The following is a 23,204-nucleotide window of genomic DNA, read 5'->3' as shown; positions in this document are numbered from 1 at the left end:
CCGCTTCGCCCCTTTTCCATTAACCAGTCGATGAAAGCTAAAGGCCGGACCGCCGGCCCCTATGCAAGAATAAACGGCTGCGCCGTCCTCTGGCGGCAAAGTTAGTTTCTCCCTTTAGACCTTATAGAAATTTATAAGCGTAAAACTTGTCAATTCTATAAGGTCAAAAAAACCGCTGCCTGCAGCGTGCAGGCAGCGGACTGCTTATCGAGAATTATAGCAGTATGTTACGACCAGTCCGTCATAAGCATCGGCTGTTCGATATGGCTTGCCAGGATATCATAATCCGGCGTGAGCGGTCCTGCATCCCCGTCGAGAGCTTCCTTCACAGCGAGGTAGGGAAAGTTAATACCCGACAGGCAGGTGACATGCAGTCCGCCCGACATGCGCGGGTTGATTTCCAGCAGTTTGGGAATATCTCCGTTATATTTCATCTGAATATTGAAATTATAGGGAATGCGGTAGGTCCGGGCAACCTCTTCGGCAATGGCCAGCAGCTCTTCATTGCGCTCCAGAAGGCGCAGGCGCCCTCCTGCCTTGCGCCGGGGCACGGCTGCGAGCAATTCACCCTCCCGGCTTGCCAGGCAGTCAATACTGTACTCCAGACCTGTAAGCTGCTCCATCACCATCAGGTTCGGGAACTCGCTTACGCTGCTGAGCGCCTGGTATGCATCGCGGAAGGAGACCAGTCTGGTCGAGAGTCCGAACAGCTCCGCAAGCGGGTCCCGGGTATCGTCAATAACGCGGAAGCCCAATCCGCCTTCTGAATTGGTCGGCTTGAAGCAGACGCGGTGACCAAGCGCAAGCAGCTTTTCGTACGCCTGCTTGAAGCCTTCGGCATCGCGGACCACCTCATAATCGGGAATCACCATCACGCCGGTCGCTTTGACCGATTGATAGAACTGATCCTTCTCCATCAGCATCTCCAGCAGTTCCGTGTCCCGGCAGACCACAACGCGCGTGCCCATTTCCTCGAAGAGATGGATATGGCGGGCGATATCGAGCATATTCAGTCGCGGAATAAAGACATCGATCTCGTGCTTCCGGCAGAAGTCCAGACAGAACTGCACATATTCCATGCCTTTGAGCGCCGGTTCCATTTCCGCATAATCGCAGGCCTGAAGCGACATATGCCGGGGATCGGGATGGGTGCCGAAGATCTTGACCTCCAGACCGTCAGGATTATTGCGTATGAGGTTCATATAATGATAAGCCGTGGAAAACCAGCGATTGAAATAAATATGAACGTTCTTTTTCATAGTGAACCTTTCACCGCTTCCTTGGTCTGATAAACGCTGTGAACATAATCCAGAATTTCATCGGCCGCAAAAATTCCCGATCCCGCTGTGAAGCGCCCCGTGACCGCCCCGGGATTACGCTGCTTCTCGCGGAACAACTCCCCGTGGCTCGGGGCAATCGCATAATCGGCAAGCTCAAGCAGGCATTGGTCCAGAATGGAATCGCCGGACGCGATCAGTTCGTTAATGCCCAGCCGTCTGCGCACCTCATTCACGGCGTCCGCCTTGTTGACGACCGAGGGGACAAGATAAATTTTTCTCCCCTGGATGGAAACCTCCCACCCCAGTGCCTTGACCTGCTCCGCCTTCTCCATAACCGCCTCAAGCGGCATGAGGTCGCGTTGGATGACAAATGCGTAGAACAGCTCGTCGCAGAACCGCTCCCCCACAACCCACTGGTCATTCATGAGCGGTTCAAAATAACTTCTCGCCTCAACCGCATCGGCTGCCAGAGCGGATACCTTCTCGCGGATCATCGCCCGCCACTCCTCATCCACCTGGCCATGCAGCAAAATATTGCCGCCATTGCTGGTTACGGCATAAGCAGGCACGACATGATCGCGAAACAGATGAATCCGCTCATATTGCGCAATCGTACGCGTCGTAACCGGAACAAACCCCATCCCGGGTGGAAGCGACTGCAGCAAGGACAACGTGCGGCGTGACATATACGAAACGATCTTCCCGTTCACCGACTCTGCAGGCAGGATATCATGGGAATCCAGCGGCGCGCCCATAGAGCGGGTCGAATAGATCAGGGTCTGGTCCAAATCGCTGGCATAGATCATTCCTGTCCTCCTTTCAGCGGCTTGATGATGCCGCAGCAGGAATAAGTCAGCCCCGGGTAGACTTCAACCGGTACGCCCCGGTCCTCAGCCAGCAGCATGATATGCCGCAGGTTGGGGTTGTCCATCCGGTCCACAAGGATCTTCCAGGGGACCCGGCGCAGCAGCACCCTTGTCGTTTCGCCAACACCCGGCTTAACCAGATTCACATCTTCAATGCCGAAGCTCTGCTGGATCGCCCGGATATCGGCAATCCCTTTCCAGGATGCCTCCGGTGGCTGCTCTGCCGTCGAAGCCGCCTTCCGGAAGGCGGCTTCCGCGACGGCAGGGAAGAACGCCGATACCGTGTCCACGAACAGATTGGACAGGTCGTCCGCCAGCCATTCGCGGTAAAACTTGGCACCATGAAATTCGCCCTCGCCGATCAGGTCGTCCCGCAGCACCGTGCGGCTCATTAAGCCGGACACGGTGGAATTCAGGCACGCGCTGGGGATCAGAAAATCCTCGCGTGTGCCATAGGTTTCACTGCAGAAGCCCGGATCGGCAAGCACAGCCAGATCATCGTCCAGCCGGTAACCGTACTTCCGCTGAAAATCCTCGGAAGCCTGGACAAGCACCTGACGAATAGCGCCCTTGCCTGTCCAGCCGTCCACAAACTGCAGATACGAATCCAGTCCGTGCTGCTGCAGCATATAAAGCACGGCATTCTCGTCAATGCCTTTGCCGCGGATGATGGAAATGCTGTAGTGGGGCAGATCCGCTCCGTAGCGCAAAGCAATGTACCGCTTGATCAGAATACCGATCGGCGTTCCCGCGCGCGCCAGAGATACAAGCACGCCCTTCAGTCCGCGTTTATGCACAATCCGTTCGGCGGCGACGGCTGCCGCAAGCGCAACCTTCTCCGCCGACTCCTGCAGCGTGCTGTGAAACAATGCGATATACTCAGCCGATGGCTGGTATTCGACCGGCAGCATTTCCGAATAATGCACCCCGGACTGAATCGCCTCTTCCCGGTCCTCGGTCGGCCGCTCCAGCTGGACGCCGCTCAGATCCTTGAGCAGGAAGATCACATCCGACAGCGAATAGCTGCCCATAGGCTCCGGGGGAGCGATACGCGTCTGATTCATGTCACTGGTTACCGTCTTCTTCATCTGTCGAACGTCTCCCATCCATGAACATTTTCCGTTAAAAATACGGCAAAAACCTTTTTCCCTGCCAGCTGCTTCAGGATATCCAGCATCGGCTTCACACGAGCGGGCGGCATGTCCCGCTCGAACAAGACAAAGATTTCGTCGTATTGTCCGGGTGTTACGTTATAAATAAAATGGCTCACTGCCTCGTCTTCCGGCGAAGGATACCGATAACCGCTGGTAACCGCGTATTCCGGGAGATTGGCAGCATAGATGGGACTTCTTGTGGTGGATTGGTAAGAGATGCCTTCCCCCATCCCGGCGGCAATCCGCATGGGCATATACATGAATTCACCTGTGCCCATAACGAGTGCTCGGGAGCCCCCGCGATATGCCTTTAACCAGTCGGCAAGAAGATGGATTCCGGCATCGGCAGCTTCAAGTTCCGCCGATTGCATCCCAAAACGGCCTGTATGCTTCAAATAGGGGGCGGAATTACATTCACCGCCGGAGGATACGGATACAGCCTTGATTTGTTCAGCGGCTTCGGCATGATGCAATACAACCAGCTCGGCAGCCGTTCTATTAGAAGTCAATGCAAGAGCATTCCCGGCTTCAAGCTGCGGCGAACCAGCAACCCCCATCAGACCCTTCAGCAGATGGACGGACTGAATGTCGATGTCAAGCTCCTGCCGCAGCTGCCGCACCTGCTGTTCGTTATCGGCATTACGCCAATCCAGCAGCGAAGCAATCACATATTGTTTTCGTGGGAATTTGGACTGAATGTCCCGGATAATGTTGAGCGCCGTTTTACCGGTTGTCATTTCATCATCCACAAGCACAACGGTCTCCCCGCCCGAGAAGAAAGCAGGATCCAGAGCGTAACAGCGATGTGAAACCGCATGGGAATGCTCTTCGTCGAAATTGATCAGGGAAGACCGCTGAGGAATATGTTCTCGTGTGGTATGCATATAGGAGGCACCGCCCGCGAACGTGTTGAATACACTGTGCCCCAAAGCAGTCGCCGTTTCGGCAAAACCTATGCACAGGAGCGGTTCAGGCAGCCGCGGCTTGTGCGCCGCAAGAAATAAATAAGCTTCCTTCGCCTGATCCGGAGTCCGCAGGCCGCTGAGCACCTGCTCCAGAAGAGCTTCCGAGGTTTCCCCGAATTGCGGAAACAGCCGCTTCTGGATAAGCAGCGCAAGCGCCGCACCGCTTAGAAGGGAAGTATAAGGATTGACCGGAATATGCTTGCCTAGCAGTTTGCTTACAAATAGAAAGGACCGCTTCTTATTCACCCGCGCCGCCATGGAGAACAAACACGCCACAGGAAGCCCGAATGGGTTGTCCGTTTCTGTAATGCTCACCTGCAAGTCTTCGAAGAGCTTATACGTATGCGCGTTCGTTCCGATGGAGCAAGGTGATGAAATGCTGTTGTTCATGTAACACCCCGTATACTTGAGATCGCAATAAGATTCGTTTTGCCCAGTTCTGATGCGGCTTCATCTCATTCATTTTATTGGCATACTGGCTTTTGAGCACGCCATGATGACCATCATTATGGGCAATAATACTGGCCGCGTCGGCATATTCCTCATGTGTGACGGCATACAGCGCCTGCACCGGCTTGATATGAGCGGGGTGGATAATCGTTTTGCCGATGATGCCGTTCTCCTTGTCCATCATGACCTCGCGGATCAGTCCTTCCATGGCATCCTTGCCCGATCTGGACATTAACTCCAGACCTGGACTTCCGAAGGACTCCTCAACAGGGGCAACCCGCAGCTGCGGCTTCATCGTCCGCTCCTTCTTGGGAAAATACTCCCACACGGAGCCGGAGATCACGTACCCGGCTTCCACCCTGCCGAACAGATTAATAATATCCGCGATACAGTCCCGGATCGGCGCAAGCTCATAAATCGTCCTGTCGGAACTTCGGCGCAAGCCAAACAAACTGGAGAAATCTGTGGAACCGATCCGGACGTTGAGTACGTAGTCGTGAAAATGATCGAGAATGGCTTTAATGGCAAGCAGCGAATCCAACCGGCTTTCACGGTAAATGATCGAGGCGCTTTCCAGTATGGGCAGACCGTACAAGACTGGCGTTCCGGATGCCCGGTTTCCGTTATAAGCCGCAATCAGCTGTAAATAATCCTCCCCGTTCTCCTCCGTAAATTTGGGGAGTACGAAGCCTGTAATCAATGGGAGGGTGTCGGCCATTCGGACCAGAAGACGTTTGAGCTGAACGGCGGAGCGGATTCTTATAAAAAGCAATGGGACATCCGATTCTGCCAGCGTACCAATCTTCATATAGGAAGCAATCAAAAAAAGCTGCTGCATCAATGATTCTTCCGCCAGCTCCACCTGCTGATCGCCAATGGCATCTTCCAAATCAAGCACAACGCTAACCAATCCTTCATGTTTGCCGGAAATAACATCATCCGCGATATTCGGCCTGGTCGCCGGCATATACAAAGCAGCCCCTACCGCATGGGCTAACAATTCCTTATCGGAGGAGTGACTAAACGAAATCGGCGGGCTGAAAAACAGCGATTTCTCTTCTTCCCGGGACAAATAATTAAAGTATCTCAGCCTGATCTCCTCCTTCTTGCCTCTAATCTCATTCGATGCGGCGATAGCCGGTCCTATCGGCAGAGCGACCCGCTCATGCCGAAGGCCTGCCTGTCATCAGGATTTCTTTGCTGCTTCTTTCTTTTGACGACTTAAGCTGTAAACGATCGTCCCGCCAAATACCGCAATAATAATAGCAAAGAACCAGTAATGCGACATATGAAAACCGAACGCACCTGCCAGCATTTTCGCGGCAATGATTGCAATCAGGAAGAAAGCGGCTCTTTCCAGCTCGGGAAATTTGTCGATAAGCTTGAGAAACACCTGGGCAATGCCACGCATCATCAGGATGCCAAGAATTCCGCCGACGTACAATACCCATACCTCGGTGCTGATACCGAATGCAGCTACGACGCTGTCGATACTGAAGGCGATATCCATAAGCTCCACAAACAGGACGGTTTTCCAGAAGGAGTAGCCCTTGTTGACCGTTTCCTCTTCGCCATGCGATTTCTTGAAAATCCCGGTGTAGGCAATGTACAACAGATAGAGTGCACCAAGCACTTTGACCAACGTAAAGGAGACGAGGAAAGTCCCCAATCCGATCGCAATAAAGCGGAAAATATAGGCGCCCAGGAGGCCGTAGAACAGCGCCCTCTTCTGTTGCTCTTTGGGCAAATGCTTGACCATAACCGCGAGTACCAACGCGTTATCTGCGGACAGGAGTCCCTCCAGCAGCACAAGGCTGGCAATAATCCCCCAGCTTACAGGGTCAGAAAGCGTTGTAGAAATGGCATCCCACGAGAAAAACTGCCCAAAATTATCAACAATACTATTGAAAAAATTCGTAAACCAATCCATGTGATGCCGCCTCTCAATCGTTATTATTTATTCCCTGCAACCCATCTCAGGCCCCAGGAATAAGCCGCATCCAGTTCCTTGTGCCCGTTGAAAAATTGGACGAGCCGTTCGATACTGAAGGTTTCGTTATTGACATTGGTAATCATGGCAATCGCGCACATTCCCTTGCTATTGTCATGCTCGTTCATATGAACTACAATCTCCGGACCGCCGCTCTGTTTGATAGAGACAACGCCATCGGCGTCAGACCAGTTCTTGACCCCTTCATATATAAACGTGAAGACTACAATACGCTCGATATCTGTAATCCGGGCCCCATTGATTCTCAGGTTCTCCCCTGTCGATACCGTACCGGTGCGATCGTCGCCATCCAGGGCGATAAAGGGAGGCCTGTCCAGGGAACCGAAAGAGTTGCCAAGTGCCTGAACGACACCCTTCTGGCCGTTCTTGAGCTCATACAAACAAGCGAGATCCAGATCAATCCCTTTGCTGCGGCTGAAAAACCCGCCCCCGCTTTTCTTCTGATTCCAGTTCAGATTGATCAGAATTTCGCCCAGACCGCCTGCCGATTTCTTGAGATTAATGGTATCGCCTTTCTTCTTCAGCTCAATCTTGCTCAGATTAAGCGGAGTGGGAGCAGGCGCCGGAATCGGCGGTGGTGCGGGAGTCGGTGCCGGGGTTGGCGTTGGTGCGGGAGCCGGCGGAGTTGGCGGGGTTGGAGGTGCCGGCGGAGGCACAGGAACCGGTGCCGGCTGTGGAGCCTCTTCACTGACTTCAATGCCGAAATTTCCGCACAGCGCATTCAAGCCGCCGGAGAAGCCCGCCCCAATGGCATTGAATTTCCATTGGCCGTTGTGGCGGTAGAGTTCCCCGACTACAATAGCCGTTTCAACCGTAAAATCATTGGCCAGATCATACCGCAATACCTCGCTGCCGTTCTGATTATTCAGGAATTGAATGAAAAGCTGGCTTGTTTGTCCAAAATTCTGCCTCCGCTTTTCCCCCTCGTAGATCGTTAACGTGAACGCAATTTTCGATATGTTCTCTGGTACCCGATTCAGATTGAGTTTAAACTGCTTCTGGACTGGCGCAGCCTGTCCTTCCTGATAATCGATAAATGGCGTTGAAGGATTGTTATAGAAAATAAGATCATCATCGCTGGAAACCTTACCGCCTGCGCCAAGCAAGAAAGCGGAAGTGTCGAGCTCAAGCGAGGCTTGCGAACTCCAGCCAATGCCCACCGTGATGTCATTCAAGCCTGGCACCGCAGCAGTCAAATCCGCCTTCTGCCCCCTGATTACATTGCTTCCCATTAAGCGTCCTCCTTGCCTCTCGTTGATAGATTGAAGAAGAAAGGATGGCACAGTCAGTTTGACTCGCCACCCTAAAATACTGGAATTATTAAACGTCAAGCCCATAGTTTCTGCAAAGAGCCGCAAGCCCTCCGGCGAATCCGCTGCCAATCGCCTGAAATTTCCACTCGGCTCCATGACGGTAAAATTCACAGAAGACTACCGCGGTTTCCGTTGAGAAATCCTCGCCCAGATCAAAACGCAGAACTTCGCGGTTAGAAGACTCATCCATAACCCGTACAAAAGCATTGGTCACTTGTCCGAAATTCTGGGCACGAGCCTCACTATCGTGAATGGTTACCGTGATGCCGATACGATGGATGGAAGCCGGTACCAGGCTTAAGTCCACTTTAATCTGCTCGTCGTCTCCATCGCCCTCGCCCGTACGGTTGTCACCCGTATGAATAACGGAGTTATTGCCCCCGCTCATATTGTTGTAGAAAATGAAATCGTCCCCGCCTCTGGCTTTCCCATCCTCATATAACAGGAATGCCGATGCATCCAGGTCGAAATCCTGACCACCGCTGTATTTATTCGTATCCCAGCCAAGGCCGACAATAACCTTGGTAAGCCCCGGGTTCGTTTTCGTAAGATCAATACGTTGTCCTTTTGAAAGATTGATTGACATGGTATTCTCCTTCCTGGTTATTAGCTCCATTCGTATTTAACAAACTAGTGGAATAAACAAGACCGCCCGGGAAGGCGGCCCGCAATTCACCTTTTCTTAGGCAAGTCCGTAGTCGCGCGTCAGGCCGGCAAGCCCGTCTTTATAACCGCTGCCGATTGCATTAAACTTCCATTCTGCGCCATTGCGGTACAACTCACCGACCACGACACCCGTTTCAATAGAGAAGTCTTCGCCCAGATCAAAGCGGACCAGTTCCTCTTGATTGGCGTCATTGACGATACGCGCATAGGCACGGGAGACTTGTCCGAAATTCTGGCTGCGCTCGGATGCTTCATAAATCGTGATAGTAAAAGCAATTTTTTCAACATCGGCCGGTACGGAGCTCAAGTCCACTTTAACCTGCTCATCGTCGCCTTCGCCCTCGCCGGTAAGGTTATCGCCCGTGTGTACGACCGAGCCGTTTTCGTTCTGCTTATTGTTAAAGAAAATAAAGTTCTTATCGCTGCTGACTTTCCCCTCTGCATTGGTCAGAAATACGGATACATCAAGGTCAAAATCTTTGCCGCCATCGTATTTGTTGGTATCCCAGCCCAGTCCTACTGTAATTTTGGAGAGACCTGGATTGGATTTCGTAAGATCGATCTTTTGGCCTTTGGATAAGTTAATTGCCATCGAACAAACACCCGCTTTCGTCATTTTGAGTTATAGGGTAAATCCGTATTACCTGTAGCGTGCTGCCAGATCATTGATATGAGGGGCTTGCGCGCCTTCACCGATTGCAGCGAACTTCCATTCCGTTCCGTTGCGGTAAAGCTCGCCGCAAACCAGAGCGGTTAATCCGGAATAATTGTCGGACAGGTTGAATTTGATTAATTCGTTATTGCCGGACCCATCCAGAACACGGATATAAGCCGATTCAATCATGCCGAAATCCTGCTTGCGGTTCACACAGTCGTAAATGTTGACTACTACAAGTACTTTGTGCACATCGGATGGGATTTTCAACAAATCGATCATGATTTGCTCATCGTCGCCATCGCCTTCACCCGTAATGTTGTCTCCGGTATGGACGACGGAACCGCACGGGCTTTTCAGGTTATGGAAACAAATGACATGTGTATCTTTGGAGAGCTTGCCTTCGCTGTTCAAAAGAAGCGCGGATGCATCGCAATCGACATTCTTCTTTTTGCCTCCGAAAAATCCTTTGGATTTAACGGGATCCCAGCCCAATCCGACGACAACTTTCGTCAAGCCGGCATTACCTTTGGTTAAGTCAATTTTTTGGCCCTTAACCAGATTTATGGAAGCCATTGTTTGCCATCAACCTCCCTTTCAAATTTGAAACCTGGCCGAAGTAGATTCGACCGGATACTAGACTTGTACGCAAGATACAGTTCAAGAGTTTCAAGTGATTGATAGAATATTTTAACAGCTTAATTATTTACAGACTAAATTCACCAGGATTCAGGCTCAGCACATTGCAGATGTCGCGCACAACCGCTTGCTCCTGCATATCGAAATCGCCGTCTGCCGCTCCGATTGCGCAGCAAACGCCGACAATAACCCGTCCAACCTCAGGCTTGGACTTGAATTTGGCAATGGCTTTCAAAGCTTCCTGCTTGCCGATCTCGCGGGAGAATTCATAATTGCCGATATAAAAGTTAAAGCGGTTAATCACATCACCCATATCAAATACTTTCAACTCTTCGCTGAGATTGATATAGCCGGCCATTTTGTTTTTCTCTTCCGCGTCTACCTTGCCATCCGCGTAAGCCACAACCGCACAACCTGCCACGACAGCATCCATAAAATCCTTATTTTTGAATTTTTTCACCTGATCGCCCAGGTTTTTTTTGGAATTGTTCAACCAATTTTTAAAATTACTCATGCTGTTCCTCCTCGTCTCATCAAAAAAATAATATCCGACATTCTTAATAGTACCGCAAATTACAACAGATTTCACATGATTCGACAAGAATTTATATTCATTTAATGTTTGGTCTCATGTAAATTTGCATTACCTGTCGGGTTTTGGAAATGCTCCATTTGTTTATTACCCCGCTTGAATCGTTTTCTATCTCTTTTTTACACATTTGCAAAAATTTTAGCATTCGGTAATGCGAGCCCTCGACGGGTTAGAAAAATCGGCAAACAAAAAAGCCTTGACCCGTTTACGGGCAAGGCAGATAATTGACCTATTTAGCTAACTGAGGACCGGAGCCGTCCCATCTCGTGATCGACCACCTTAGTCAGCTCGTCCTCATATCCGCCCATAATCCGATACTTGCGGATATAATCCTTCACGAATTTCCGTGAGTCCTTGGGTTGAAAAATTCTGGTCAGTTCCTGCAAACTTTCTTTGACTTCATTGTGGCTGCGTTTAGCCATGAAATCCCCTCCCTATCATCGGTTGGTGGTCCTAACACTTCATGTACGAATGCGCACACGGTTCAATGAAATACCCGCGGCTGGCACTCCATCTGTATCGAACGTTCCGGTTGATTTGAGGCGGCGAGCTCATAGACTGAGAAAAAGATTGATTTATCAGTTAATTATAACATTTCTGAATTCGTTAAGAAAGCGAACACTCCATACATTTTCTGTTAAGAATTTTTAATGTTGTTTAAGCATGTCGTATCAGGCTTGTCTTTAGCTCTTGTCGGTTCTATCCTTGGCGGATTCTAATTCCGGCTCCAACAGGGCCGGGGAATCGGTAACGGACTCAATCGGCTGCTCCGCGGCTTCCGGGGCCTGGGAGGACGACCAGGCGACTTTTTTGTACATGCGCAAATAGGCAACCACACCAACGATGGCAATAATTACACCAAATGCAATAACACTCACGGTTACCCATTCTTTAACCACCTTTCGCCCTCCCTAATCATTTAGTATGAACCATTTCGGTATCTAGGCTAAGTATAGGGGAAAGAGAGAACGCTTTCAATCCAATGCGCAAGCTTGCTACAATATTGTAACATTGTAATATGCTGTCACACCTGCTTAGCTTATTCCGGGTTGTGCGGAAATAGTACGAAGATAAAATAAAAACCTTCCGGACCAGCCGGAAGGATGTGTCAATTATAGAAATGAGGGCTTCATATAGGCGGCTTTTCTGGAAAAAACGACGATGCCTTCCTTGTCGCCATCCGTAGTGGGAACCGAAACGACAGCCGGTTTCTCCCGCCTTGCCGGTAGATTGGAATCACGGGCGGTATAAACAGGGATGTCCTTCGTGCCATGCTTGCGGTCGAATGCTCTGTTCATGCCCAATCCCCTCCAAATAAATGATGTATCATTCCCATCAGTCCCTGATTGCGTTCAAACAGCTCTTCAAACTCTTTGGGCCCAACAGGAGAATGACCGGTAATATGAATGCTGATCACATGCGTGTTGCTTATAGGATAGCACAGCAAATATTCATTTACAATGTCCTGGCCGATCTGGATGAACTCAATTTTGCTGTTGAGATAGGCATCCACCACCAGTTTCCGCGGCTCTCCCGCTCCCAGCTTGTTATTGGCTTGTATAGAGTATATGCGGTCTTTCCCTACATTACCCGCAGTTTGCCGGATTTCATCAGAGCTGGCCGCCCATAGCGCCGCACCCTTCACTTTATAATGGATACATCCGGCCTCAAAAGCGTTCCGCACCGCATCGATCAACTGGTTCTCGTGTCCGTTTCTGCCCAGAATCCCTTTGTTGAAATCCCGGTAGAAATGGACCACTGAACGAAACATCGCGAGCTCCTGTCTTGCCGTTTCGAGCGCCTTCTCCGGTGAGGGGAAGATACCAAGCTCATTCATACGCCCCAACATGAACGAGCATGCTTGGCTGAGAGCAGCGATGCGGTTGGAATCGGTCCGGCCCGCTTCGTATTTCAACACCGTCAGCCCGTCCAGATCGCTCGCCAGACGATAGTCGTCCACAACCTCCCCGTCCCGTGCGGCGGGAACCTGGTCGGGAATAACGAAGAACACGCGCCCCCGGCGGAGCTTGCCCCAGAACAACCCCATTTCAAACATCGTATTGTCCCGCGCGGCAAAATAGGTTTTTCCCCTCATACGGACGACATCATCGGGAGATAATACAAAAACGGCAAAATCATTGGAATCCAGCTGGCGTTCCAGCGCCTCCATCGGATAATCATTTCCTTGAAAAACGCCCGCATGCCAAGGTGTGACTTCCGCGGTGTACGATAGACGTTCATGAATCGCTTCGACATAAGCGATCGCTTCGCGAGACGAGCCGATAAAAACTTTCGGTTTCAGGTTCACCATAGATACTCCTTTTCTATAACAGCAGCCGGTGCGTAATCCGCTCGCCTGTGGATTCCGGTTCAAAACCGAGGGAGCGGTAGAATAAATCCGCTGCCGGGTTCGAGGTGCGTAGCGTGAGGATCCGGGTGTTTAACCGGGCAAAATCTATGATGGCCTCCATGAGCAGCCTTCCAGCGCCAAGTCTTCTGCAATCGCGTGCCACATAAACGCGACGTACGCGCCCGGTGCGGATATCCCCTTCAACCTCCATATTCAGGCCTCCGACTGCGATAACGCTTCCACTGCGAATTGCGACAAACAAAGCTTCTCCCAACCGGTCAAAACGGTTGCTGTCATCCGCGTAATCGTTCACCAACCGGCTTATATGCCGATACCCCTCCGCCATGCTCTGATGCAGCAGAGCGGTCAGATCATACTCGTTCAGATCTGACGCGACACATACCGTTATTTTCATCAGCCGACCACCTGACTTCATGGATGATGGAATGACCATTTCTAGCAAATGCAGGTTTTTTTCTTGACCCCTATTTTCCCCCGCGCTTTAACTTTCTGAATGTATGCATCAGCCGGCGGCACCTTGCAGGCGGTCTGTCCCATATTCACCTGGACCTTGCCTATCCGGCCCGCAGCCGCTAATGCCTCTTCATGCAGAGAGGCAACTGCCGAGCCCGCTATAATAACAAATCCGTTCATCGTATAACGAACGCGGTTCCGCTCGCTATGAATTGTCTGCTCCGCTTTATCCAACAGGGACCGTATTTCATTCAAATCCAAATCGGCATCGGGCGTTACGGATATATAATTTGCGTAGGTGCTCCACCCGCAGGCAGCGATCAGCTCCTCGTCCGAATCCATCCATTCACGGGCCAGCTCCAGCGCGTAAGGACTCTCCGCCGCTACGCCGGCCACCGTATATTCGGAAAGCATATACCAATTGGCCTGCTTCACCCAAGTCTGCAGCAGCTCTTTCTTTATAGAAGCCGGATCTATCGCAAGTCCCGCCAGGTACATAGCATCGCTGTTACCCGTAGCATACAGGGCGGCCGCCAATTGCTGATCCTTGCGGACCTCCTTGACCAGCTTCTTCAAGTCGCCGATTTTCACGCCGAATAGCGGTTGACTTGCACCATGATTCTGAAAGGTTCGTCTGGTTTGTTCGGTTCCCATCTGCTCCAGTTTGTTCATGATTTCCGCCGTCGTCATCATCTGCCCCCATCCTGCTGTTTTTTCTTTTTCTTAAAAATCGCGGCTACCAGTCCATCCGCTTACGCAGCGAAGTAATATGCGTCGTATGATGGCGGTTATGCCAGGCAAAGAAAGCTAAGGCATCATCAAGCGACCACAAGCCATTAGCTGGATGATTATATGACCGCTCGAAGCTTCCCGCCGGTATCGATTTGAGCAGCATCACCCAGCGCCGGTGCAGCCGGTCATGCAGGGTCAATGAGAGCTCGATCGGCGCATTCTTCGTATCCGGAAGCTGTGCCCAGCTGTCTTCATCGAACGGCTTGACCATAGGCTGCTCTTCCGTCAGAAGAAGCTTGGTCCGGATGTAGCCGTTCATGCTGGCGTCTGCCAGATGATGGACAACCTGTCTCACTGTCCAGCCATCGGGCCGGTAGGGGCTGTCCTGCTGCTGCTCCGTCAGTCCTGATACCGCCTGGGACAGCAGCGCCGGAGCCTGGGACAGCATGCCGATCAGACTTGCCCTCGCCAACTCATCCAGCTTGCCTTCACGCTTGAATTCCCCGATAGGATACCGCAATTGTTCCATATTCGCACGCCCTTTCCGATACATCTATTTGCCATCAATTATAATCCATTATAATGTAAAAGGTAACTACAAGAAGAGGAGAGCATCGATTCAAATTTCAATTTCATACCTGATTCATCTATCCTGTCTGAGGTAATTTCAATTCATGTCCGCCAGTATGTTGGCAATAGAAGGGGTTGTTCAAAAGTCATGCTGAGTCATTATCGGTTAAGCAAGCGGGAGAAGGTCAAGCTGATCGGCTATGACCCCGGGGATACCGCGTCAATCGGCAGCAAAGAAGACATCCAGGAAGAATTTGAGCGCTTAAAGGAAGAATTGCAGGAGGAGCAGGAAAAGCTGTTCGCAAGCAAAACGAACGGCGTTCTGGTCCTGTTCCAGGGCATGGACTGCAGCGGCAAGGATGGGGTCATCAAAAAGGTGCTGGCGAATCTGAATCCCCAAGGCTTCCGCGCAGAAAGCTTCAAGACGCCGACCGCGGACGAAGCCGCGCATGATTTCCTCTGGCGCACGCACAAGGTTACGCCGGCTAAAGGCTATTTGACCTCATTCAACCGTTCCTATTACGAGGATGTTCTGATTACCCGCGTCCACGGCAAGATAGGCGGGAAAGAAGTCAAGTCGAGGCTGAAGCATATCCGCCATTTCGAGGATCTTCTGCAGGACAGTGGCGTGAGCGTCATCAAGATTTTCCTGCATATCTCCCGCGAGTTCCAGCTGAACAAGATTAAAGACCGTTTGAAAAATCCCGAGAAGCTGTGGAAATTCGATCCCGCCGACCTGGAAGAAAGGCGCTATTGGAACGATTATCAGCAGGCCTACGAGGATGTTTTTGCCGCGACGGGAACCAAAGAATGCCCCTGGCATATCGTGCCGTCCAATAACCGCTGGTTCCGCGATTACCTGGTGCTGAAAATTATCGTCAAGGCGATGCGCGACATGAACCTCTCTTACCCCAAGGCCGATATCGAGGCCACAAGCCTGTTTAGCGCAGAAGAACAGCAGAATTGAACTTATTTCCGCTGTACATACAAGCCGCCGTCCTCGGACCATTCGGCATATAAGACATCCGCCACCCTGTTGATGCCCTGTGCCTGGAGCTCTCCTATCAGCCAGCCTTCATCCCGTCCGATTTCATGGAGCTCATCCTTCTCGATGAAGCCTTTATCGATGAGAATCCGGCTCAGATACACCGGCTCGGGCGGAAGCTTCAGGTCCCCCCGGGTAACACTCTCGGCTGCAGACGTCTTTAATACGCTCAAGTTGCCGTTTGTTTCAAAGATGGCATACGCCACATCCCGCAAGCTGAATACCTCCTGCTCCCGCAGCAGCATGCCTATCTGATGCACATCCAGGTTGTTGCGTTTCATCGCTTTCTCATCGATCCTGCCGCCCCGGATAATAATGTCCGGTCTGCCGCTCAAGGTTGTGGACAGCCGCGGGAACAACTCCACCATTTTTTCAAGAGACAAAGACAAGACCATCCAAAGGGCAAGCGCAAACAGGAGTTGACCGTAATGAACCTCCCGGTCATAAATGGTGTTTCCGACCAGCTCGCTCAGCATCAGCGACGAAATAAAATCAAACGGCGTCAGTTGTGAAATTTCTTTTTTTCCCAGCAGTCTGGTCATGATCCATAGTCCTGCAAAGGCAGTGATCAGCTTTACCGCAATATAGATATAATCCATCGCGTTTCTCCATTTCCGGTTTCTTTAGCATCCTATACCCCGGCGGCGGAGCTGCTGAACCGGAACTTTCCCTGCTTCCCCATTAAACAACAAAGACATGAAACCCAATCAGGTTCCATGCCCTTATTTCACACCCTAGTTATGTATAGCCGCCATCATCCCGGAGACATTCAGCTCGCAGGCGGCTCGACGTATACATCCAGATCTGTGATTTCCACCCGATAGCCAAGCGGCTCCAGGGTCTCTTTAAGCGGCAGCGCCGTCACGCTGCGGTAGCGTGGAAGATAATTGATATAATGATAGCCTGCCCAGATTCTTTTCTTGCTGGACTTTACTTGAACGGATTGTCCGTCCTTGCCGGCCTTAACAGAACCGCCATCCTTCTCAAGCTTTAGACCAAGCGTCCGGGTATAGAAGGCTTCATCGGCAAAAATCTCGCCGTCCTTCCCGTAGATCAGGCCTCTGTAGGTGAAGGTCTGGTCCGCGCTGGTGCCCTGAACGCTCGCAGGCTCTACCTTTTCCAGATATTCCGGACGGCTTATCGCCCCGCTGTATGCGGCCAGCACTTCCTTCTCCGTCGTGACGGAATAATCATTGATCCTCCGCTTTGCGTTGTACTCGGCCGTATTATTGACATCGAAATAAAAGACAGCCTTCACGCGCGGGTATTTGTCCGGCAGCCCCTGATAGAAACGGCTGATTTTGTCCGCCGCAAACCCGTTGTCCGTCTTCTCGTCCGTAACCGTATAATGGGTCGCGCCATACTCCGACACCATGATCGGCTTGGTGCGGCTGAAGCGGTCATAAACAAAATTAAGCAAATCGAGCGGATCTTCAAAATCCGCGGCGTGGAGCCGGCTGTCGTTATGGTATTTAACGCTGTACACGTTCACTCCGACCCAGTCGACGTAGTCGTCGCCGGGATAGAAGCTCTCGACGGTTTCCTCGGGAACGGACAGCACCGCCCAGGTCATGACGATATTGGGCGCCCGTTCCTCGAATATGCCATGCACCAGTTTCCATTTCTCGATATACTTGACGGGATCGCCGCTGTAAGCTGTCCAGGTCCCGTTCATTTCAGAGGCGAAGCGCATAAAGACCGGCACGCCGGCTTTGCCTGCCTCATCGGCGAATTGCTGCAGATACGCATTATCCTGGACCTCGTCAAGCCCTCCATTGGGCTCAAAAGCAATATGCGGCACGGCCCCGACGGATTTCACCTGTTCCACCCATTTGGCCGGAAACGGCTTGCCATACCCGACATATTTGAAAAAGCTGGCATGAGGCCGTCCTGTCCGTTCATTAAACGTCTTCATGCTGAAATCGATGGATGGGTTCTGCAGCACATAACCGCCCAAATAAACGCCCTCGACCGGCTCGGCCTTAGCCAGCGGATAACCACTGAGCCGGGTATGAATGGTCCAGTCCTGCTTGTCAACGACACGGTACTGGTTGTACCCGACATAACCGAACATCGCCAACTGGATCAGCATGACCACTCCGCACAGAATCCACAGCCAGACCGATCTTCTACGGCGCTTGATATTTATTTCTATCACAGTTTATCCCCCTACTAGTATCTGTATGGTTTGTCGCTCCGTCTGAATAAAAGGAGATAAATCGTAAGCCCGATAAGGCCGCCGAACAGAGCGCCGGTCCATGAACGGGTCAAGGACACGGCAAGCGGGGAATGCAGATGCGTAAAGGTATTCATCATCGAGCACAATCCGATGGCCGCAACAGGAAGAATAACAGCACCTCTATTCCGGCAAGCCAGCAGGCAGGCGGCAGCCATGAGCAGCGGATGGCCGATCAGCCATTCTTTCGTCCGCGGCCGAATGCCGAACCAGTCTGTCAGCAGCTGCCGCAGCTCTCCTTCATAAGGAAGCACCAGGTCGCTGTTGCCTGTACGGACCAGCAGGAAGACCAGCAGCGCAGCGACGGCAAGCAGTACCGTTCCGCCCAGCCAAATCCTCCGGCGGCCGGATGCTCCGCCTGCAGCCGGGAAGGATGGTCTTGGTTTGGAACGCATGCCCTGCCAACCGCCGTCAAGCAGCAGACAAGCGGTAATCAACGCGATTGGACCGACATAGAGCAGCTTGACGCCGCGGAACAGATCCACATATGCCAAATAGGAAATATCGCTTAGCAGCGAGGTCACGTAGACGATACCAGCTGAAGTGATCGCCAATGCACCGATATAAGCCGCAATGGCCGAAAGGAGCCCCATACCACTTTGCCCGTCTGATAACCGGGAGTCATGGCGGCGCTTCAACCGCTCGCGCAGCCACAGCACTGCGGCTGTTGGGGCCGATATGGCACCCCAAAGGGCGATAACGCTCTGGGTCCGTCCTGCCCAGGGATCGGGAGCGAACAACCAGGCTGCCGTTAAGAGAACCGTGGCAGCCGTTACCGCGATGATAACGGCACCCTGCATCGTTCTGGACAAAAAGCCGAACAGGCAGCTGCCCAGCAGCAGAAATAAAGCGCCGATCCCCATAACCGGGAGGATCCGCGCAAGCTTTCCTGGCGTTTCCATAAGTGTCGATATGGGCGCTGCACCGCCAAATCTGTAATTTTCGCCAAGCTCCGTGCGCAGAGCTTTTATGATGTTCCCCGCATGTTCTTCATACGCGGCGGAAGATACGCCGCCATCGCCATCCGGTGCGTTTCCCTCGCCGGAGCTTCCAGGCATGAAGGTAATAAGCCTAATCCCGCGTTCGCGCACGCCAAGCTCAAAGGCATCCGCCGCCTCTCTGACGTTCATGGCGCTGAGCTTTGGCCTATCAAAGAACAAGCTGCGGATGGACATATAATCGCTTTGACGCGAAAGCTCCAAAGCCCCCTTCTGGCTCTTCACCAGAACGGAATGCAGCCCATGTCCGGAAATAGCGAGGCCAAGAGGCTTCAGTTGATCCGGGTATCCCGGAATTTCCATCCCTGCGAATTGAACGCGGTCAATGCCTGCTTCGAAGAGCCCCTGGAACATTTCGTCCAGTTGCGGCTCATTCACTGGAACAGCCTCCGGGCGGACATAAGCCGTCACCTGCAGTCCTTCCTGACGCAAAGCGGCGGCGGCTGCCCGGTAAGTCTCCGGCAGCTGGCCATCCAGGCCTCGCGAATCCGCCGGCAGCGAGGAGTTGTCCAGCATGACGGTTGTCGCTCCCCCCTGTTTCCAGCGCTTCGCCTGATTGATGTCAACTTTACCGTCCGGCCCCAGAATCCAGGCTCCCGGAACGGCGAACTCCACTTTATTGTCGCTGTGCTCGGCCTGCCAACGCTCCGCAAGCAGCGGCAAGCAGCCGATTACCGAAACAATCATTAGGATAAATGCGATTATTTTTGCTTTTTTTGTCAAAACCACACCTCAAATATACAAAATTATGCCCATTATAACATAGTACGACATACCGATCATCACGTTATCAATCGCTATCAAAATCAGCAATCTCGTTTTCCAAGCCTCATTTGCCCCTCATCAGATAACACCATGGCTCCTTACATCCAGTCTTTTCGTTCCCTTTAGCAGCTGTTTTCTTTTTCATGCGTACATGCTACAATTAAAGAACCGGACATTCGTACCTATATTAGAGAGAGAAAGGATGGATTAAATTTGTATGAACAAATTACGTTCAGGACAGAAAATTCCGCTTTACGTTCAAATTCAACAGATTATCGCAGAGGATATCCGCAACGGCGATTTAAAGCCGGGACAAGCCATACCGACCGAAACCGTCCTGTCTGACCGTTATTCGGTCAGCCGCGCTACAGTCCGGCAGGCAGTCACAGAGCTTGTGCACCAGGGCCTGCTCGTCCGCCAGCAAGGGCGGGGGACCTTTGTGAACAAACCGAAAATCGAAACGAAGCTGCGTAATTTGTACAGCTTCTCGCAGGATATGATCGAACGCGGACTGAATCCCGAGCATCGGATCATCGAATTTGAATGGGTGCTGCCAAAGCCCGCCATTCAAGAAAAGCTGGATCTGGACGAAGGCGAGCCTGTCATCAAGCTTGTACGTCTGCGTCTGGTTGACGGGGAGCTGATCATGCTGGAGACAACCTTTTTGCCGCAGCGCCACTTCGGCCGCCTCACGCAGGAGGAAGTGCAGCAAACCAAGTCCTTGTATTCGTTATTCGAAGAGAAATATGAGATTAAGATGGACCATGTCGTCGATTATTTCGAGCCTGTGCTTGTGGATGATTTCGCTTCGCGGATGCTGGACGTTCCGGTAGGTGCGCCGGCTCTGTATATCGAAAGGATCGGTTATTTGAACAATAACAGCCGCGTGGAGCTTTCCCAATCTATCGTACGCGGGGACCGGTGCCGTTACTTCGTGGAGCTGTTCCGCGTATAACCTGCCCCCCTTTTTTCACCTGCTAAAGCCTTTGTATCCAGCCGATGTTGAGCCGGATTCGGAGGCTTTTTTGCGCAGATTAAACATTTTTTCAAAACGGGACTAGCCAACTTATAGGTACAGATGTATAATATTTTTGTACGGATGACCTAATGAAACGTACGTATCAATTTTAACCCGTCTGCAGCGGGCATCGGATCGATAACGGAGGGACAACAATGAGCAAAGTGCGTGTGGCTGTGGTGGGCTGTGGAAATGTTGCAACCTGCTACATCCCGAACATGAAGAAAAATAATCAGTATGCCGAAGTCGTCGCCGTGTGCGACAGCCGGATTGAACGAGCCAAGGAACTTGCGGCCACTTACGAGATCGAGCGTTATTACGGAGATTTCGAACAGATGCTTAGAGAAGAAGCTTTTGATTTGCTTGTCAATTTGACTTCCATGCCGTTTCACGAGCCATACAGCCGGCTCGCGCTGGAAGCAGGCAAGCATGTCTGGGTCGAGAAACCGATCTCAACCGAACTGAAGTCGGCGCATGAGCTTGTCGCTTATGCAAAGCAGCAGGGACTGGGACTGTGGTCGGCTCCGAATACGCCGGCATCCCCTGCATTCCGATATATGTCGGAGATGATCGAATCGGGAGCAATCGGCAAACCATTTACCGCTCAAGGAATTTATGGAACCGGGGGTCCTTCATGGGGCCAATGGTTTTACAAAAAAGGCGGCGGGTCATTGTTCGATCTTGGCGTTTATAACATCACCACCCTGACGGGACTGCTGGGCCCGGCCAAATCGGTCGTAGCCATGTCAGGCATCGCCATTCCCGAACGTGTCGTCGAAGGCGAAGCGATCACCGTCGAAGCTGATGACAACACAGCACTCATACTTGACCATGGAAATGCCGTCTTTTCCGTTGTGCAAACCGGTTTTGTTTACGGTAACCAAATGGAGGACTGGTCTGTGCAGATCATCGGCACGAAAGGCGCGCTGGCTCTGGAAGGCTTCGATTGGGAACCTCGCGGAGTCCGTGTTATGGGCGGCGCACCGGGTCAATGGGAAAGACAGTGCCAGGATCAGGGAAGTTATGCCTGGGATGGCGGCGGCAGTTACATCGCCGAATGCCTGGCCACTGGCAAGAAGCCGCTCATGTCGGGCGAGCATGCGGTACATGTGCTGGAAATTATGGAGGCTACACACCGTTCCGCTCTGACCGGCAGAAAAGTCGGCGTGGAATCCGTATTTCCCAAGCCGCTTGATCTCTAAGCCTCCGACTCGCAAGTTCGACCGGTGAGCCCTTTACCCGCGAAAGGAAGTGAACAACTTGAACCTGGGTGTTTTTACGGAATATGTTGCGGCCGATACCATTGAGGAGCTGGCCTTCAAAATCGCCGGGCTTAACTTGAACAGTGTCGTATTGAGCTCTTATCCGGGCTTGGATATCGACTTCGAGAATCCCTCGCCTGCTGTTTGCAAACGCATTGCCAACGCATTCAGCCAAGCCGGGGTGGTCATTACAGCCGTATCGGGATACAGCAATTTGCTTCATCCCGACGACAGGCAGCGGAGCGCCATTCACCGCCAGTTCTCCGGTCTCATTCGGCTCTGCCAGCAGACGGGAGTCCCGATGCTCTGTACGGAAACAGGCACATTTCATCCCCAGAGCGAATGGGAATGGGACCCCTCCAATTCCACCGAGCAGGCAATGGCATTGCTGGTGGACACTTTGAAACCGTTTGCCCAAGAAGCGCGCGATCAGGGAATCGAGCTGGCGCTGGAGCCTTATGTCATGAACGTGGCCTATTCGCCCGCGCGGGCAGTTGAGCTGATGGAGCGGATTGGCCAAAGCAATGTCAAACTGATCGCCGATCCGGTGGGCATGCTGACCCGAGTCACCCTCAATGAGCAGGAACTGGTGCTTGCCGATATGTTCCGCCGCATTGCGCCGTATATCGGCCTGGTGCATGCCGAAGATTGCCGGCCCGATCCGCAAGGTCATTTCAGTTGGCTTGGCGCTGGCGAAGGGGCAATCGACTATCCGCTGTTTATGGATTTATTAGTCGGCTGCGGTTATGAAGGACCCGTAATCCTGGAACATCTGAAGGAAGATCGGATCGCATCCTCACGGAATTATGTGCTTGCGCAATGGACCGAAGCCCTCAGACGATCGAAGAAGGAGCAATGACAATGATTCGGCATCTTATTGTGTTCAATATTCGCGAAGACGCGACCAACGAGGAATGTTTGGCTGTTATCGCAAGAGGCCGGGAGCAGCTGTTGCAAATTCCCGGTGTCACCCGGTTCTCCTTTGGAACAGCCGTCAAGGACGACGCACGTTACCGTTACAACCTGGCCGTGGATTTTCAGGATGAAAGCGTAATCGAGCTTTATAAGCATCACCCCATCCATGTCGCTTATGCGGACGATTATTTCCGGCCCCTTGCGACAGACCGCATTACAATCGATTACAGACTGGAAGATTGAGGTTG

General features: G+C 52.0%; 26 protein-coding genes. 5 read left to right on the top strand and 21 right to left on the bottom strand.

Annotated features, from left to right (window positions below; translation table 11 throughout):
- Positions 1–227 precede the first annotated feature (227 nt).
- From IEY46_RS25660 to IEY46_RS25575, 18 genes are all read right to left on the bottom strand, one after another.
- Positions 228–1,259 carry an ATP-grasp domain-containing protein gene (locus tag IEY46_RS25660; RefSeq protein WP_188996564.1) on the bottom strand — a complete coding sequence of 344 codons (1,032 nt, stop codon included), beginning with the start codon at positions 1,257–1,259 and terminating at the stop codon, positions 228–230.
- Complete coding sequence (locus IEY46_RS25655) at positions 1,256–2,086, bottom strand: HAD family hydrolase (RefSeq protein WP_188996562.1); 831 nt, start codon at positions 2,084–2,086, stop codon at positions 1,256–1,258. Before IEY46_RS25655 ends, IEY46_RS25660 begins: the two co-directional genes overlap by 4 nt.
- Positions 2,083–3,234, bottom strand: coding sequence for a cysteine protease StiP family protein (locus IEY46_RS25650; RefSeq protein WP_188996560.1), 1,152 nt, complete (start codon positions 3,232–3,234; stop codon positions 2,083–2,085). Before IEY46_RS25650 ends, IEY46_RS25655 begins: the two co-directional genes overlap by 4 nt.
- The gene (locus IEY46_RS25645) at positions 3,231–4,655 is read right to left on the bottom strand and encodes a phosphoribosyltransferase family protein (protein ID WP_229750544.1); all 1,425 of its coding nucleotides are present in this window, start codon (positions 4,653–4,655) and stop codon (positions 3,231–3,233) included. Before IEY46_RS25645 ends, IEY46_RS25650 begins: the two co-directional genes overlap by 4 nt.
- On the bottom strand, positions 4,600–5,745 hold the full coding sequence (locus IEY46_RS25640) for an HpcH/HpaI aldolase/citrate lyase family protein (protein WP_188997204.1): 1,146 nt from the start codon (positions 5,743–5,745) through the stop codon (positions 4,600–4,602). Before IEY46_RS25640 ends, IEY46_RS25645 begins: the two co-directional genes overlap by 56 nt.
- A 156-nt stretch (positions 5,746–5,901) precedes the next feature.
- A complete protein-coding gene (locus tag IEY46_RS25635; RefSeq protein WP_188996558.1) occupies positions 5,902–6,645 on the bottom strand; it encodes a TerC family protein in 744 nt (247 codons plus the stop codon).
- Positions 6,646–6,668: 23 nt separating this feature from the next.
- Positions 6,669–7,958, bottom strand: a complete 1,290-nt coding sequence (locus tag IEY46_RS25630) for a TerD family protein (protein ID WP_188996556.1) — start codon at positions 7,956–7,958, stop codon at positions 6,669–6,671.
- A gap of 88 nt (positions 7,959–8,046) precedes the next feature.
- Complete coding sequence (locus IEY46_RS25625; protein ID WP_188996554.1) at positions 8,047–8,625, bottom strand: TerD family protein; 579 nt, start codon at positions 8,623–8,625, stop codon at positions 8,047–8,049.
- 96 nt (positions 8,626–8,721) lie between these two features.
- Complete coding sequence (locus IEY46_RS25620; protein ID WP_188996552.1) at positions 8,722–9,297, bottom strand: TerD family protein; 576 nt, start codon at positions 9,295–9,297, stop codon at positions 8,722–8,724.
- A gap of 48 nt (positions 9,298–9,345) precedes the next feature.
- Positions 9,346–9,936, bottom strand: coding sequence for a TerD family protein (locus tag IEY46_RS25615; RefSeq protein WP_188996550.1), 591 nt, complete (start codon positions 9,934–9,936; stop codon positions 9,346–9,348).
- A 130-nt stretch (positions 9,937–10,066) separates the two neighbouring features.
- Positions 10,067–10,513 (bottom strand): tellurite resistance TerB family protein, encoded by a 447-nt coding sequence (locus IEY46_RS25610; protein WP_188996548.1) that lies wholly within the window; start codon positions 10,511–10,513, stop codon positions 10,067–10,069.
- Positions 10,514–10,824: 311 nt separating this feature from the next.
- Positions 10,825–11,013 (bottom strand): hypothetical protein, encoded by a 189-nt coding sequence (locus IEY46_RS25605; protein ID WP_188996546.1) that lies wholly within the window; start codon positions 11,011–11,013, stop codon positions 10,825–10,827.
- A gap of 261 nt (positions 11,014–11,274) precedes the next feature.
- Entirely contained in the window at positions 11,275–11,490 is a 216-nt protein-coding gene (locus tag IEY46_RS25600; protein ID WP_188996545.1) for a hypothetical protein, read from the bottom strand.
- A 213-nt stretch (positions 11,491–11,703) separates the two neighbouring features.
- Positions 11,704–11,889, bottom strand: a complete 186-nt coding sequence (locus IEY46_RS25595) for a hypothetical protein (protein WP_188996543.1) — start codon at positions 11,887–11,889, stop codon at positions 11,704–11,706.
- Positions 11,886–12,899 (bottom strand): nucleotide-binding protein, encoded by a 1,014-nt coding sequence (locus IEY46_RS25590; protein ID WP_188996541.1) that lies wholly within the window; start codon positions 12,897–12,899, stop codon positions 11,886–11,888. The genes IEY46_RS25595 and IEY46_RS25590 overlap by 4 nt, the downstream gene beginning before the upstream one ends.
- 16 nt (positions 12,900–12,915) lie before the next feature.
- Positions 12,916–13,356, bottom strand: coding sequence for a GNAT family N-acetyltransferase (locus IEY46_RS25585; protein WP_188996539.1), 441 nt, complete (start codon positions 13,354–13,356; stop codon positions 12,916–12,918).
- A 41-nt stretch (positions 13,357–13,397) separates the two neighbouring features.
- A complete protein-coding gene (locus IEY46_RS25580; RefSeq protein ID WP_188997203.1) occupies positions 13,398–14,105 on the bottom strand; it encodes a DNA alkylation repair protein in 708 nt (235 codons plus the stop codon).
- 46 nt (positions 14,106–14,151) lie between these two features.
- Complete coding sequence (locus IEY46_RS25575; RefSeq protein WP_188996538.1) at positions 14,152–14,676, bottom strand: YfiT family bacillithiol transferase; 525 nt, start codon at positions 14,674–14,676, stop codon at positions 14,152–14,154.
- A 189-nt stretch (positions 14,677–14,865) separates the two neighbouring features.
- On the opposite strand from IEY46_RS25575, the gene IEY46_RS25570 reads away from it, so the two are divergent.
- On the top strand, positions 14,866–15,684 hold the full coding sequence (locus tag IEY46_RS25570; RefSeq protein ID WP_188996536.1) for a PPK2 family polyphosphate kinase: 819 nt from the start codon (positions 14,866–14,868) through the stop codon (positions 15,682–15,684).
- Positions 15,685–15,686: 2 nt separating this feature from the next.
- On the opposite strand, the gene IEY46_RS25565 is transcribed toward IEY46_RS25570, so the two are convergent.
- The 3 genes from IEY46_RS25565 to IEY46_RS25555 form a co-directional block, all read right to left on the bottom strand.
- Positions 15,687–16,361 (bottom strand): DUF421 domain-containing protein, encoded by a 675-nt coding sequence (locus tag IEY46_RS25565; RefSeq protein WP_188996534.1) that lies wholly within the window; start codon positions 16,359–16,361, stop codon positions 15,687–15,689.
- A gap of 170 nt (positions 16,362–16,531) precedes the next feature.
- Complete coding sequence (locus IEY46_RS25560; RefSeq protein ID WP_188996532.1) at positions 16,532–17,920, bottom strand: glycoside hydrolase family 26 protein; 1,389 nt, start codon at positions 17,918–17,920, stop codon at positions 16,532–16,534.
- A gap of 14 nt (positions 17,921–17,934) precedes the next feature.
- A complete protein-coding gene (locus tag IEY46_RS25555) occupies positions 17,935–19,719 on the bottom strand; it encodes a DUF5693 family protein (RefSeq protein WP_188996530.1) in 1,785 nt (594 codons plus the stop codon).
- A 259-nt stretch (positions 19,720–19,978) separates the two neighbouring features.
- Here IEY46_RS25555 and IEY46_RS25550 point away from each other — a divergent pair, with 259 nt between their 5' ends.
- From IEY46_RS25550 to IEY46_RS25535, 4 genes are all read left to right on the top strand, one after another.
- Positions 19,979–20,716, top strand: a complete 738-nt coding sequence (locus tag IEY46_RS25550) for a GntR family transcriptional regulator (RefSeq protein WP_188996528.1) — start codon at positions 19,979–19,981, stop codon at positions 20,714–20,716.
- Between the two features lie 218 nt (positions 20,717–20,934).
- A complete protein-coding gene (locus tag IEY46_RS25545) occupies positions 20,935–21,981 on the top strand; it encodes a Gfo/Idh/MocA family protein (protein ID WP_188996526.1) in 1,047 nt (348 codons plus the stop codon).
- 58 nt (positions 21,982–22,039) lie between these two features.
- Positions 22,040–22,900 carry a sugar phosphate isomerase/epimerase family protein gene (locus tag IEY46_RS25540; RefSeq protein ID WP_188996524.1) on the top strand — a complete coding sequence of 287 codons (861 nt, stop codon included), beginning with the start codon at positions 22,040–22,042 and terminating at the stop codon, positions 22,898–22,900.
- A 2-nt stretch (positions 22,901–22,902) separates the two neighbouring features.
- Complete coding sequence (locus IEY46_RS25535) at positions 22,903–23,199, top strand: Dabb family protein (protein ID WP_188996522.1); 297 nt, start codon at positions 22,903–22,905, stop codon at positions 23,197–23,199.
- The last annotated feature ends 5 nt before the right edge of the window (positions 23,200–23,204 follow it).

The sequence above is a fragment of the Paenibacillus nasutitermitis genome, assembly GCF_014641075.1.
Lineage (GTDB): Bacteria > Bacillota > Bacilli > Paenibacillales > Paenibacillaceae > Paenibacillus_Z > Paenibacillus_Z nasutitermitis.
This window is presented reverse-complemented; position numbering and strand designations above follow the sequence as displayed.